Annotated in this window: 12 protein-coding genes; 1 reads left to right on the plus strand and 11 read right to left on the minus strand. The window is 63.0% G+C overall.

Going from position 1 to position 13839, the window contains the following annotated elements; all coding sequences use genetic code 11:
- Window positions 1–71: 71 nt before the first annotated feature.
- The gene (locus NKI37_RS02255; protein WP_348524244.1) at window positions 72–1010 is read left to right on the plus strand and encodes a GlxA family transcriptional regulator; all 939 of its coding nucleotides are present in this window, start codon (window positions 72–74) and stop codon (window positions 1008–1010) included.
- A 13-nt stretch (window positions 1011–1023) separates the two neighbouring features.
- Here NKI37_RS02255 and NKI37_RS02260 read toward each other — a convergent pair whose 3' ends face one another.
- From NKI37_RS02260 to NKI37_RS02310, 11 genes are all read right to left on the minus strand, one after another.
- Window positions 1024–1821: an ABC transporter ATP-binding protein gene (locus NKI37_RS02260; protein ID WP_023688108.1), complete on the minus strand. Its 798-nt coding sequence runs from the start codon at window positions 1819–1821 to the stop codon at window positions 1024–1026.
- A complete protein-coding gene (locus NKI37_RS02265) occupies window positions 1818–2591 on the minus strand; it encodes an ABC transporter permease (protein WP_023688107.1) in 774 nt (257 codons plus the stop codon). Before NKI37_RS02265 ends, NKI37_RS02260 begins: the two co-directional genes overlap by 4 nt.
- Before the next feature lie 91 nt (window positions 2592–2682).
- On the minus strand, window positions 2683–3633 hold the full coding sequence (locus NKI37_RS02270; RefSeq protein ID WP_023688106.1) for an ABC transporter substrate-binding protein: 951 nt from the start codon (window positions 3631–3633) through the stop codon (window positions 2683–2685).
- Between the two features lie 99 nt (window positions 3634–3732).
- Window positions 3733–4578 carry a DUF1194 domain-containing protein gene (locus NKI37_RS02275; RefSeq protein WP_352791354.1) on the minus strand — a complete coding sequence of 282 codons (846 nt, stop codon included), beginning with the start codon at window positions 4576–4578 and terminating at the stop codon, window positions 3733–3735.
- A 91-nt stretch (window positions 4579–4669) separates the two neighbouring features.
- Window positions 4670–7231, minus strand: coding sequence for a GcvT family protein (locus tag NKI37_RS02280; protein WP_352791356.1), 2562 nt, complete (start codon window positions 7229–7231; stop codon window positions 4670–4672).
- 155 nt (window positions 7232–7386) lie between these two features.
- Window positions 7387–8187, minus strand: a complete 801-nt coding sequence (locus tag NKI37_RS02285) for an FkbM family methyltransferase (protein WP_352791358.1) — start codon at window positions 8185–8187, stop codon at window positions 7387–7389.
- On the minus strand, window positions 8138–9373 hold the full coding sequence (locus NKI37_RS02290) for a glycosyltransferase 87 family protein (protein WP_023725592.1): 1236 nt from the start codon (window positions 9371–9373) through the stop codon (window positions 8138–8140). The genes NKI37_RS02285 and NKI37_RS02290 overlap by 50 nt, the downstream gene beginning before the upstream one ends.
- A 34-nt stretch (window positions 9374–9407) precedes the next feature.
- Window positions 9408–10838: an aspartate aminotransferase family protein gene (locus NKI37_RS02295; RefSeq protein ID WP_245261312.1), complete on the minus strand. Its 1431-nt coding sequence runs from the start codon at window positions 10836–10838 to the stop codon at window positions 9408–9410.
- A 67-nt stretch (window positions 10839–10905) separates the two neighbouring features.
- Complete coding sequence (locus NKI37_RS02300) at window positions 10906–11913, minus strand: NAD-dependent epimerase/dehydratase family protein (RefSeq protein WP_023670374.1); 1008 nt, start codon at window positions 11911–11913, stop codon at window positions 10906–10908.
- Window positions 11910–12359, minus strand: coding sequence for an EamA family transporter (locus tag NKI37_RS02305; protein ID WP_023670373.1), 450 nt, complete (start codon window positions 12357–12359; stop codon window positions 11910–11912). Before NKI37_RS02305 ends, NKI37_RS02300 begins: the two co-directional genes overlap by 4 nt.
- Window positions 12360–12483: 124 nt before the next feature.
- The gene (locus NKI37_RS02310; protein ID WP_023706098.1) at window positions 12484–13836 is read right to left on the minus strand and encodes an FAD-binding oxidoreductase; all 1353 of its coding nucleotides are present in this window, start codon (window positions 13834–13836) and stop codon (window positions 12484–12486) included.
- Window positions 13837–13839 lie beyond the last annotated feature (3 nt).

Raw genomic sequence — 13839 nt, forward strand, 5'->3', positions numbered from 1 at the left:
AGGTTCCCTTGAACGCCGTAAAGCATCCGATCAAGCGATCGTTTGTATTCTTCCTTGTCCCGGACTTCACCATGATCGCCTTTGCGACGGCGCTCGACCCGCTGCGCTCGGCCAACCGCATGCTCGGCTATGAGGCCTATCGCTGGCGCCTCGCCAGCATCGACGGCAAGCCGGTGCGCGCCTCCAACGGCGTCGAATGCGCCGTCAACACCTCGCTCGAGGAAGAGCGCAAGAAAATGGCCGGGCCGGATCGGCCGAACATGGCCATCGTCTGCAGCGGCATGAATGTCGAGCGCTACCAGAACAGGTCGGCCTTCGCCTGGCTGCGCGAGGAATACAACAGAGGCGTCGCCGTCGGCGGCCTGTGCACCGGCGCGCATATCCTTGCCGCCGCCGGCCTGCTCTCCAACAAGCGCTGCGCCATCCATTGGGAAAACCTGCCGGGCTTTTCCGAGGCCTTTCCCAAGGCCAACGTCTTTGCCGACCTCTTCGAGATCGACCAGAACATCTACACCTGCGCCGGCGGCACCGCCGCCCTCGACATGATGCTCAAGCTGATCGGCGACGATTTCGACGACAATCTGGTCAACCGCGTGTGCGAGCAGGTGCTGACCGACCGCGTGCGCAGCCCCACCGACCGCCAGCGCCTGCCGCTGCGCGCCCGCCTCGGCGTGCAGAATTCCAAGGTGCTGACCATCATCGAACTGATGGAAGGCAACCTCTCCGAGCCGCTGTCGCTGATCGAAATCGCCGACCACGTCGACCTGTCGCGCCGCCAGATCGAGCGGCTGTTCCGCACCGAGATGGGCAGGTCCCCTGCCCGCTACTACCTGGAAATCCGCCTCGACCGCGCGCGACACCTTTTGATCCAGTCGTCGATGCCGGTGGTCGAAGTGGCGGTCGCCTGCGGCTTCGTCTCGGCGTCGCATTTCTCCAAATGCTACCGCGAGCTCTATGCCCGCTCGCCGCAGCAGGAGCGCGTCGACCGCAAGCAATTGCTGGCGGCCTGATCCGAAAACGCACTCAGGCTTCGGCGGGCTGCGCCTGTACTGTGCGCATCGCCTCGACGCGGATATCCTCGGTCAGCCGCGCCTTCAGGCCTGAGAATTCCGGGCTGGTCTTCAGCGTGTAGTGGCGTGGATGCGGCAGGTCGATGGCGACATCCGACTTGATGCGGCCTGGCCGCGCGCTCATCACGATCACCCGCGAAGCGATGAAGATCGCCTCCTCGATGTCGTGGGTGACGAACAGCACTGTCTTCTTGCGCCGCTCCCAGATGCCGAGCAGCAGTTCCTGCATCAGTCCGCGCGTCTGGTTGTCGAGCGCACCGAACGGCTCGTCCAGCAACAGGATTTCGGGATCGTTGGCCAGCGCCCGGGCGATCGCCGTGCGCTGCTGCATGCCGCCGGACAGCTGCTTTGGCCAATGGTTCTCGAAGCCCTTCAGCCCGACGAGGTCGACATAGGAAGCGACGATCCCGTCTCGCTCCTTTTCGGCCATGCTGCGTTCGCGCAGGCCGAAGGCGATATTCTGCGCCACCGTCAGCCACGGAAACAGCGTGTAGGACTGGAACACCATGCCGCGATCCGGTCCCGGCCGCGTCACCGCCTTGCCGTCAAGCAGCACACGGCCTTCGCTCGGCGCTTCCAGGCCGGCAACGATCCTGAGCAGCGTCGACTTCCCGCAGCCGGACGGCCCCAGAATGGTGATGAAGTCGTTGGCCGCGACCGCAAGGTCGACCGGCATCAGCGCCTTGACCGGCTGCCCGCCGCGCACGCCGGCGAAGGTTCGCGAGACGCCTTCGATAAGCAACTTGCTCATGCCAGGCTCCAGGGAAAGAGCCAGCGATTGAACGCCTTGAAGGCGAAGTCGGACAACAGTCCGATCAGCCCGATGACGATGATGCCGAAGATGATCTGCCCTGTCGCCAGCCGCGACTGGCTGTTGATGATCATGTAGCCGATGCCTGAGGACGAACCGATCAGCTCGGCGACGATGACATAGGTCCAGGCCCAGCCGAGCACCAGCCGCAGCGTCTCGGCAATCTCGGGCGCATTGGCCGGCATGATGACCCGTTTGACGATACCGCTGTTGGTCGAGCCCAGCGTATAGGCCGCCTCGACCAGGTCGCGCCGCGTCGAGCCCACCTTGACCGCGACGATCAGGATGATCTGGAACACCGAGCCGACGAAGATGACCAGCAGCTTTTCCAGCTCGCCAATGCCGGCCCACAGGATGAGCAGCGGAATGAAGGCCGAAGCCGGGAGGTAGCGGGCGAAGGAGACGAACGGCTCCAGAAACGCCTCTATTGGTTTCCAGGCGCCCATGGCGATGCCGATCGGCACGGCGACGATCGACGCCAGCAGGAACCCGCCGAAGACCCGCCAGATGGTGATCAATATGTCGAGCCAGAAGCGGTCCTCGACCAGCAGCCGCCAACCATCCCGCAGCATCGACAGCGGGTCGGCGAGGAAGATGCGGTTGACGTGGCCGCCAAGCGTGATCCACGCCCAGAAGGCGACGAACAGCACGAAGAAGGAAATGCCAAGCACGGTTCGAATGCCCGGCGACACCGGATGCAAGGGGCGCATCTTCAGATCGTCCGCATCGTCAAATCATCACTTGTCCAGGAGAGAGCGACGGCCCTAGGCGCCGCCGCACAATGGTCAAAGGCGAGGCCTGTCAGTTCGCCACCGCGCTGGTGTCGGCCAGCGTGGCAACGTCTGGCGCTTCCTTGATCAACCCCATCTGCAGCAGAAGCTCGCCGGCGGTCTTGGAAAAGTCCTGGAATTCCTTGGTGAAGAACTGCTTGTTCTCCGCCTTGTCGGCCCATTTCAGGTATTTCGCCGAATCCTCGAATTCTTTCGCAGACTGCTTCACGTCGGCGCCCATGATCTCGTAGGATCTCTGCGGATCGCTCTTGATCAGGTCGAGCGCTTCGAAATAGCTGTCGGCCAGCGCCTTGGCAGCGTCTGGATTGGCGGTGAGGAATTCAGGCGTGCAGCCGACCGTGTCGAGCACCATCGGATAGTCGAGCGTGGTCGCTAATATGTGGCCCTGATCGGACTTGTCGCGCACCGCCGAGATGAATGGCTCATAGGTGACCGCCGCATCGTTCTGGCCGGCGAGGAAGGCTTGCGCCGCCGCATCCGGTTCCAGGTTGACGACGGTCACATCCTTGGTCGACAGGCCGTTCTTGTTCAGCACCCAGGCCAGCATGAAATAGGGCGACGTGCCCGGCGCCGAGGACGCGACATTCTTGCCCTTGAGGTCGGCGACGGTCTTGATGTCGTTGCGCACGACAATGCCGTCGGCGCCATAGGATTTGTCGAGCTGGAAGATCTGCTTGGTGGTGACGCCGCTGGCGTTCCACACCAGCCAGGTCTCGACCGTGGTGGCGGCGCATTGCAGATCGCCGCTGGCGATGGCGAGCGGCCGGCTGGCCTGCGGCACCTTCTTCAGGGTCACGTCGAGGCCATGCTTCTCGAAGATGCCGGCCTGCTTGGCGAGCGTCAGCGGCGCAAAGCCGGTCCATCCGCTGATGCCGATGGTGACCGATGTGGCAGCCTCGGCCGGCACGGATATTGCAGCCGCAAGCGCCAATACCGCGGCAGCGACGATGGTCTTGTTCATGTCGGTTCCCCTTGTTTTTTCGGATGCCGAATTGTGTCACAGACGCCCATGGGCTTGTCAATGAAACCGGCCCTTCACGGCAGCGTGATGATGCGAACGCTAACGCGCATCGAACATCCAGCTGCGGTCGCGCCACATCTTTTCGCCGACCTGGCAGTCGGTCGGCCGGTCCTGCGCCAGCACCACCGGCGGATGCCCGGCCTCCTCGCGCGCCCGTTGCGGCGAAGCGGCGCCGGCCAGCTCCAGCACCAGCTTGCGGCGGATGGCTTCGGGAAACTGCGTCCAGTCATTGACCGGGATCATGAAGGATCCGGGACCGCCGATGACGCAGTCGCTGTAGTAGCGGTCGAGATTGTTGACGTCATAGGCGCCGCCGAACCCGCCGCGCGTCATCAGCGGCAGGCCGTTGATGATGATGCCTTGCTTGACCACCGCGTCGCGGGTGATGTCGACGGGCGCGCCCTGGTTGTTGGGCCCGTCGCCGGAAATATCGATGACGCGCTTTGTCCCCTGAAAACCGCTTTCGGCGAACAGATCGCTGCCGAATTCCAGCGCGCCGGAAATCGAGGTGCGCCGGGCGCTGGCCGGCGGATGGGCGGAAAGCTGCGCGGCCACCCGCTCGGCATCGGCCCGGCTGGCGATCACCGTCCACGGCACGACGACCTGCTGCGTGGTCGCACCCGCCCATTCGACATAGGTGACGGCGACCTTGCCGTAGGCGCCATCGGCGATGGCCTGCAGAACATTGTCGTGCGTCAGCGCAGCAGCATAGCCGCGACGCTGGATTTCGAGTTCGCCCGGCGACATCGACAGCGACACGTCGACGGCCAGCACCAGCTCGACGTCGACCGGCTCGGCGGCTTGAACCGGCGGCACAAGCCAGAGCACCAGCGCCAGTGCGGCGCTGCCTGAAAACAAATGTCGTGCGCAAGAAAATGCAGACATGCCCGAAGGTAAGCGAAAATCGGCTGCTGACAAAGCGAAAAGCCCGGCGAGGTGCCGGGCTCTTCGATGTGTTGGTTGGAACCTATGACGCTCAACTCCGCGGTTTCAAATTCTCCGGATCGTAGAGCGGCTTGTAGCCGACGGCAGCCACCTCGACCGGGTAGGTCTCGCCGAAATATTCGATGGCAAACTTGCGGCCCTCCTGGGCGTGGGCCCAGGGCAGATAGGCGAGGCCGATGTTCTTGCCGATGGTCGGGCCATAGGCCATCGACGTGGTGAAGGAGCGGCGGCCGAGTTCGTCGACAAGGGTTTCGCCGGTCTTCGGATCCATCACCGGCATGGTGCCGACGGGATAGCGGGCAACACCCTTCGAATCGACGTTTTCCGTCATCACCAGCGTGCACAGGATCGCCGGCTGGTGTTCGCGGGCGCGGTATTCGACATGTTTGGCCTTGCCGCAGAAGTCGTTCTCCTTGACCTTCGGTCGGGCAAGGTCGGCCTCGAGCAGATTATACTCGGTCAGAAGGTCGGCGTTCTGCAGGCGCAGGCTCTTTTCCATGCGCCGGGTGTTGGCATAGGTCTCGACGCCGAACGGCATCACGCCGGTCGAGCGGAGCGCGTCCCAAACGGCCAGGCCGTCCTCGTAGCGCATGTGCAGTTCCCAACCCTGCTCGCCGACATAAGAGATGCGGAAGGCGGTGACGTCCTTGCCGCCGATCCTGACCGGCTTGATCGCCGCGAACGGGAAGTTCTCGAGCGAGAGACCATCCGGATTTTCGACCACTTTCCGCAGTGTCGTGCGGGCGTTCGGTCCCCAGATGCCGATGGTGACATATTTTTCCGTCACGTCGGTGATGGTGACGTCAAAGCCTTTGTCCTGCGCGGTGCGCTGCATGTAGCGGAAGTCGCGCGGACCGGCGTCGGCGCCGTCGATCAGACGGCAGCGGTCGGCCATGCGGATGACGGTGAAGTCGGCGCGCACCATGCCTTCCTCGTCGAGGAAGTGGGTGTAGATACCCTTGCCGATATTGTTGTCGCCACCGATCTTGGCCGCGCACAGCCACTCCAGCAGCGCGACATGGTCCGGCCCTTCGATGTCGTACATCGAGAAATGCGAGAGGTTGACGATGCCGCAATCCTCGCTCATCGCCAGGTGCTCGGCATTGGACACCCGCCAGAAATGGCGGTTGTCCCATTCGTTCTCACGTATGGGAACCCGGTTGCCATACTTCTCCAGCAGATGCTCGTTGGCGGCATAGCCATGCGCGCGCTCCCAACCGCCCAGCTCCATGAAGTAACCGCCAAGCTCCTTCTCGCGCTCCCAGAACGGCGAGCGGCGGATGTTGCGACCTTTGGAGAACGGCTCGCGCGGATGCACCGCCGGATTGTAGACCTTCATCGCCGTCTCGGTGCAACGATCCCAGATGAACTGCTCTTTCGTCTGGTGCGGATAGAAGCGCGCATAGTCGATGGCGTGATGGTCGATTTCCGTGCGGCCGTCCGTCATCCAGTCGGCGATCAGCTTGCCCATGCCGGGGCCGTCCTTGACCCAGATGGCGACGGCGTACCAGAGGCCCCTCACCTTCTGGCTCTCGCCCATGGACGGGCCGCCATCGGCGGTCACCTGCAACAGGCCGTTGAAGGAATGGCTTTCATTGTAGCCGAGTTCGCCCAGGATCGGCGTCAGTTCCATGGCGCGCTCCAGCGGCGCCAGGATCTGCTCCATGTCGAGATCGCGCTGCGACGGCGACAGCCGCGCCTGATCCTTTTCCAGCAAATCGCGCGGATGGCAAAGACGCGGATTGGTCTCTTCGTAGTAACCCCATTCGATCTGGCCGCCTTCGGCGGTCCTGGGGTCGCCGGTGTCGCGCATATAGGCCGAATTACCCTGGTCGCGCAACAGCGGCCAGCCGATCTCCTTGCCGGTGCCGGCGAATTGCTTGTAAGGCCCGAAGAAGGTCAGCGGATGGTCGATCGGCATGACCGGCAGGTCTTCGCCGACCATCTCGGCGATCAGCCGGCCCCAGATGCCGGCGCAGACGATGACATAATCGGCCATGATCGTGCCGCGGTCGGTGACGACGCCCTTGATGCGGCCTTCCTCGACGATGAGAGATTTGGCGGGCGTGTTCGCGAAGGATTTGAGTTTCCCCGTAGCTTCCGCCTGGTCGACCAGCTTGCCGGCGACGGTCTGCGAGCGCGGGATGACCAGGCCGGCGTCCGGATCCCACAGGCCGCCCTGCACCATGGACTCTTCGATCAGCGGGAATTTTTCCTTGATCTCGGCCGGTTCGATCAGCCGGGCGCGGGTGCCGAAGGATTTGGCCGAGGCGATCTTGCGCTTGATCTCGTCCATGCGGCTGTCGTCGCCGACGCGCGCCACTTCGAGACCGCCGATGCGGGCGTAATGGCCCATCTTTTCGTAGAAATCGATCGAGTAGAGCGTCGTCCAGCACGACAGGAAATCATGGCTCGTGGTGTAGCAGAAGTCCGAGGCATGCGCGGTCGAGCCGATATCGGTCGGGATGCCCGACTTGTCGATGCCGACAATGTCGGTCCAGCCGCGCTCGATCAGATGATGCGCGATCGACGCGCCGACAATGCCACCCAGGCCGACGATGACGACCTTCGCCTGTTTCGGAAACTCTGCCATTGCCCGCGACTCCAAGGGGATAAAGCGGGCGCGTCCGCGCCCGTTCGAATGGCGCACAATATGCAGAGGACGTGGATGCAGCTACCGCCTGTTTGCGACACGTCGCGGATGCGACGCGACCCGGCGCGCCGGCGTGCCGCCAGTGGCGATCTATCTCAGGCGAAGGCCCAGATGTCCTCGGCCTGGAAGCCGACCTGATAGCCTGATGTCTTCAGCTTGACCACGACCTGGCCGATTTCGGCGGCCGGCAGCGCGCCGACCTCGACCTTGATCATGCCCGGACGATAGCGCTTGAGATCGAGCTGTTCGAAGACGATCCAGTCGGCGCCCTCGCAATCGACCAGGAAGGCGTCGATATGCGTGATGCCGTTGCGGTCGAGCAGCGTCTGCAGCGTTTCCGACGGCACCTCGATATCCCTCACGTGCGGCGCGAACTTGTTGAAATTGGCGTCGTCCTCGCCCCAGGCATTCTTGCCCGACATCAGATTGGTGTCGGTGACCGACGAGCAGCCGATGAACTCGATCGGCAGCGTGCCGGCCTCGAGTGCCGCGGCATCGAAAGTGTGGACGGTGATCGTGCCCTTGGTCTTCGTCACCGCGACCGGTTCGATGACGAAGCGTTCCGTGTCGGGATAGTTGGCCCGCAACCGCTTCTGATTGTACGGGATCGGCTCGACCAGCACGGCCCGCGCCCGCGGAATGCGGTGCAGCCACGGCGTGACGTCGTCGAACAGCGCGCCGTCGCAAGCGCCGACATTGACCATCTGGAAGGCTTGCCCACCGCCAAACCGCGCCTTCAGCGCCGCCTTGGCCAGGAATTTCGTGCCACGCAACGCCGGCCCCCGATCGAGCAGGCCGGCGGGCAGGCCGAGCGAAAGGGCGATGCGGCCAGGCCGGAAATGGAACTCATGGCTTATCTCCAGGTATGGCGTGCAAGGCGATGGGCCGCCTTCCATTCAGGCTTGCCGACGCCCACAGCGCCATGATCGGGCCGACGAGCAAAAGGTAGGGCGGCAGAAGGTTCGGGAAGTAGATGCGGGTGTCGTGGATCGGAAAGACGGTGAATTTCGCCAGCACGCCAAGCACCAGTGCTGCAAGCAGGATGCCGGCGCGGCGATCGAGCCGGAAGCCGGCGCGGCTGAGCGCAAGCCACCCGGCCAGCGCCAGAACCCAGACCCCGACCCAACTGTTGAGGCTGGTGGCGCGAATGAAGGATGCGGCGAACGCCTTGACATAGGCGCCAACCGAGAACGGTGGCTCGAAGCCATCCATATTGTAGTGCTGCTCGATGCTGGAGAACCACAGATGCGGCCACCAGCCGGGATGCTGCGCCCAATGCGAAATCGCGAAATAAGCGACGAAGGACGCGGCAAAGCCGGCCAGCGCGCCCCACGCCCGCTGCCGGAAGACCAGCAGCAGCACGGCGAAGATGGCCAGAAAAACAATATTGTCCGGCCGCGCCATGAAGGCCAGGAAAAGCAGGACAGCGGTCGCTGCCTCGCGGCCGCGCACATAGGCAAGCAGCCCGCCGAGGAACAGCGCCGAGCACAACAGATCCGGGGTCGAGGCGCGTGCCGCGTCGCCGAAATCGGCCATGATCAGCACCGCGCCGGCCACCGGCGCCAGCGCCAACGCGCCTTCGGTTCGCAGCCACAGCAGCGTGATCATCCCGAACAGCAGCACCGAGACCACCTGCAGCACCCGCATCGCCTCGACAGGCGACATCACCGAACTCATCGTCGAAAGAATCTCGGCGTAGAGGAACTTGATCCGGTACATGCCAAGCAGCGAGTGAAAGTCGGCGGCATTTTGCGCCATATGGCTGCGGAAACCGCCACCATCGTCGGTCAGCGTCTTGTAGTCGCCGGCCGACACGCCGGCCTGGACCGTGCTGTAGGCATAGTCATGCAATGCCTGCGCATCGGGATAAGCGCCCTCCTCGGCGATGGCGAGATAGGGCAGCATGTCCCAATTGGCGTCGGGCATCGTCAAGGCCATGAACGCCGTCAGCAGGATATAGAGCGAAAACGCGATCGCGCCGACCGGAGCCGCCCATCGCGCATAAGTCCCCTCGCCCCACGCGAGAGCGGCCGCAGTCAGCCGGTCGAGTGTGTTTTGCGGGGCGGGAGACTTGCTCAGCATTGTCGGACTCAGGACTTCGCTCAACGGACTTCTTTTAACGGACTTGGCTTTTGACGAAATCCTTGACGATTCCCACGATGCCGCGCGACAGCAGGCTGTCGAAAGCATCGACGAAACGGTCGACATGCTCGCGCTGGCAGATCAGCGGTGGCTCGAGACGGATGACGTTGCGGTTGTATTCGGTGAAGGCGACGAGCACGTCATAGTCGCGCAACAACAGCGCGCCGACGAAGCCCGACAGCGAGCCCTTCAGCTTGTCGTCGAGGACGCTGACGATCGGACGTAGCACCATCGGCAAGGTCTGCGAGAAGTCGTGGAACTCGAGCCCGATCATAAAGCCTTTGCCGCGCACGTCCTTGATGATCTTAGGGTACTTCTCCTTCAGCGCCTGCAGGCGCTGCAGCAGATAGTCGCCGGCAGTGGCGGCGTTGTCGATCAGCCCCTCATCATAGAGCACGTTGATGCCCTCGATCGCGGTGACGCAGGCCTCGCCCATGCCGCCAAAGGTGGCCATGGCATGGATCATCGCCGTCTTCGGCGTGCCATAGGCCTTCATATAGACCTCGCGCCGGGCGACCATCGCGCCGACCGCCGCCTTGCCTGCGCCGAGCGACTTGGCCAGCGCCGTCACATCGGGCACGACGCCATAATGTTCGAAGGCGTAGAAGCGGCCGGACCGGCCATAGCCGCACTGCACTTCATCAGCCACCCACAGCACCCCATAGTGGTCGCAGAGCGCGCGCAATTTCTGCCAGTATTGCGCCTCTGCCTGGATGATGCCGCCGCCGCCCTGGATGGTCTCGAGTACGATGACGCCGACCTCCGGGTCGGAGCGGAACAGCCGCTCGACCGCTTCGATATCGGCGAACGGAATGCGCACGGTGTTCTCAGCCATCTTGAAGTCCGCGCGGTAGAGCTGGCCGTCGGTGATGCCGAGCACGCCCTTGGTCTTGCCGTGGAAGGAATTCTCGGCATAGACGACCTTCGGCCGCTTCGGCCCGGCGGCGCGCTCGGCGAGCTTCACCGCCGCTTCCATCGCTTCCGAACCCGACGAGCCCAGAAATACCATGTCGAGATCGCCGGGCGAGCATTTGGCGATGTTGTGCGCCAGCGCCGATGCATATTGCGACATGAAGGCGATGGCGATTTCCTGGCGCTTCTCCTCCTGGAATTTGCGCCTGGCCTCCAGGATGCGCGGATGGTTGTGGCCGAAGGCCAGCGAACCGAAGCCGCCGAAGAAGTCGAGAATCTTGCGGCCGTTCTGGTCGATGTAGAACATGCCTTCGGCACGCTCGATCTTGATCTTGTGGAAGCCGAGCAGCTTCATGAAATGCAGCTGGCCCGGATTGAGATGCGCCTTGAACAGGTCGGTCATGCGCGCGACATCCATCGCCTTCGCCTGCTCGACGCTGATCAGGTCGGGCTTGGCGATGGCGGTAGGCGACAACGCCGGCGCGCCGACCATGGTGCGCGCGTTCGTCTGCTCAGGCTTGGCCATGACGGTCATTTCGGAGTTCTCCTGGTCGTCCCACTTATTCGGCGGGGACATGATTGGCGGTGACGGCAAGCCCGTCTTTCTTGGCGCGGTATTCGCTGTAGGCGGCGATCAGCATGTCCTCGTCGCGATATTGCGGCACCCAGCCGAGCTGGCGCTCGGCCTTGGATACGTCGAGCACGCACTCCTCATCGGCGATCAGATATTGTTCGGGATCCATGATCGGCATGTTCATGAGATCGAGCAGGTCGAGGGTGCGCTTGACCGCCCAGCCCGGCGTCGGGATCAGCAGCGATTTCGAGCCGGCATGCTTGATCAGGTCGCCCAGCAATTTCTTCACCGGCGGCGGATTGAGGGAGCCCAGATTATAAGCCTGGTTGGGCACGCCTGCCTTCCAGGCCGAGCGGGCAGCTTCCGCGCAATCGAACACCGAGATGAACTGATAGGGGTTCTTGCCCGAGCCGATCATCGGCACAGGAAAATTCCAGTCGATCAGTTTGAACAGCTTTTCCAGGATCCCGAGCCGGCCGGGACCGATGATCAGACGCGGGCGAAACAGCGAGATCGACATGCCGCGCTTGCGCCATTGCGCGGCGAGTTCCTCGGTCTTCTGCTTCGACCATCCATATTCGCCGAGCGGCGCGACCGGATGTTCCTCGGTCATCGGCTGGGTGACCGTATGGCCGTAGATCATGTCGGTGGTGTAGTGGACGAGCTTGGACGCGCCGGCCTTGTCCATCGCCTGCATGATGTGTTCGGTGCCATGGAAATTCACCGGAAAGAAGAAGTCGTGACGCTTGGCCCGCACCTGGATCGGCGACAGCATTTTGGCCGACAGGTTGTAGATCATGTCGTCGGCCTTCAATCCGATGTTGGCCACCGAGGCCGTATCCGTGACATCGCAGGTGACGAAGCGAACGTTGCGATAGTGCGTCAGGTCGCTCTTGACGATGTCGGCAACGACAACCTCTTCACCATCGGCCACAAGCTTCGGGGCAAGATGACGGCCGACGAAGCCGTCGCCGCCGAAAATAACATGTCTCATCGAACGATCTCGTTTGTCTGGATCTTGTCGGGGATGATGGAAGCGGTTTGGTCGTCATGCCCGCGCCCGCCCAAGTCTCGACCGCTTTGCGCGATCAGCACGGTGCCAACGCAGATGAAGGCGATGCCGGCAATGCGCCAGGCATTGAGGTCCTCGCGGAAGATGAAATAGGCGAAGATCGCAACCGCGACATAGGCAAGGCTGAGGAACGGATACGCAAAGCTGAGCTCGACCTTGGACAGCACGTAGAGATGCGAAGCCATCGAGATGACGAAGGTGCACAGGCCGAGAAACACCCATGGGCTGAAAACGACCTGCAACAGCCTCAACAGCGGATTGGTGCCTTCGAACGAAATGGGACCGAGCGACATCATGCCTTGCTTCAGCATCAGCTGCGCGGCGGCATTGGTCATGACCGTGAACAGAATGAAGACGATGTATTTCATATTTTGCACCCGCCACTCGCAACGGTCCTATTACTAACCTGCAAACATTTCGTGAAGTCACGACAATGCTTTGAGTAAACTACGGAACTTACGATCTATTCACCATGACTTATTCGGATTGTACCTATTCAGCTGCCTCGACACGCCCTGGCCGGACGTTGAGCTTTTTCGCCGTCCGCAGCCAGAAACTGGACACGAACGCCGGGTCGCGCAGCGCTTCAAGCCGCTGCCAATTCGGGAAGGAGGCCGCGAAAGTATCAGCGCCCATGCGCGCATCCTTGTACGGGTTGACCGCGCCGCCGGCCGCGACCGTGATGCCGTCGAGTTCGCTGAGCAGGGCCAGCGTCCTGTCGCCGCGATTGGGGAAATCCAGCGTCAACGTGAAGCCTGGCCGCGGAAAAGACAGCAGCCCCGGCGAGCGGATCGAGCCGAAGCGCTTCAACACGGTGAGGAAAGAGCCCTGCCCGGCCCGTCGCGCCGCCTCGAGCAGCGCCGGCACGGTCTGGCGCGCGACATTTTCCGGCACCAAGCTCTGGTGCTGGTAGAGACCTTTCGGGCCATACAGCCGATTCCAGTCGCCGACACCATCAAGCGGAAAGAAAAAGCCCTGGTAGCCGGTTTGGCTCGGCCCCGGCGAGCGCCCCTTCTTCCACCGATAGGCGGCGTTGAAGGCGGTGAGGAACGGCCGGTTGAGCACATTGAACGGCGGCTGGAACGGCACTGAAAAACGGGAGCCGGCGCGAGACGCCGCATGCGAGCCATACTCGGCATGATTGCCTGTCAACAACAGGCCGCGCCCGCGGCCATGGCCGCCGGCAAGCTGGTCGATCCAGGCGACGGCATATTCATTGGCCTGGTCGGCGGCCTCGGCCAGTTCGAAGAATTCGCCGAGATCGGCAAACCGCGTTACCTTCTCGGCGATATCGAGCGAATGCACCCGCATCAGCCGGATCGAGGCCGACAGGATCAGGCCGGTCAGCCCCATGCCGCCGATCGTCGCCGCAAACAGCCTTGCATTGTCGGTTGCCGAGCAGGTGTAGGTCCGCCCGTCCGAGCGCAGCAGCGTGAACGACTCGACATGGCAGCCAAAGGTGCCGCGCCGGTGATGGTTCTTGCCATGGACGTCATTGGCGATCGCGCCGCCAAGGGTGACGAACTGGGTGCCTGGGACGACAGTCGGAAAGAAACCGTAAGGTGCAGTGTGCGCAATGATATCGGAGAGGAACACGCCGGCCTCCGCCTCGAGCAGGCCGGTCTCGGCATTGAAGGCGCCGATGCGGTTCAGCGGCCGCATGTCCACGACCGCACCTGGCCCGTTCTGGCAGGAATCACCGTAGGAGCGGCCATTGCCATAGGCGAGCAGAGCGTTCTTTGTCGCCTTGCCGCTTCGCATCAGCGCGATGGCATCGTCGGCCGCGATGGCTCGCTTTGCGGCCGGCGTTGCGAGGCCAAAACTCCGGTACCGTTCGCCGGCCATGCC

The sequence above is a fragment of the Mesorhizobium sp. M0626 genome, from assembly GCF_040320665.1.
Classification (GTDB): Bacteria; Pseudomonadota; Alphaproteobacteria; order Rhizobiales; family Rhizobiaceae; genus Mesorhizobium.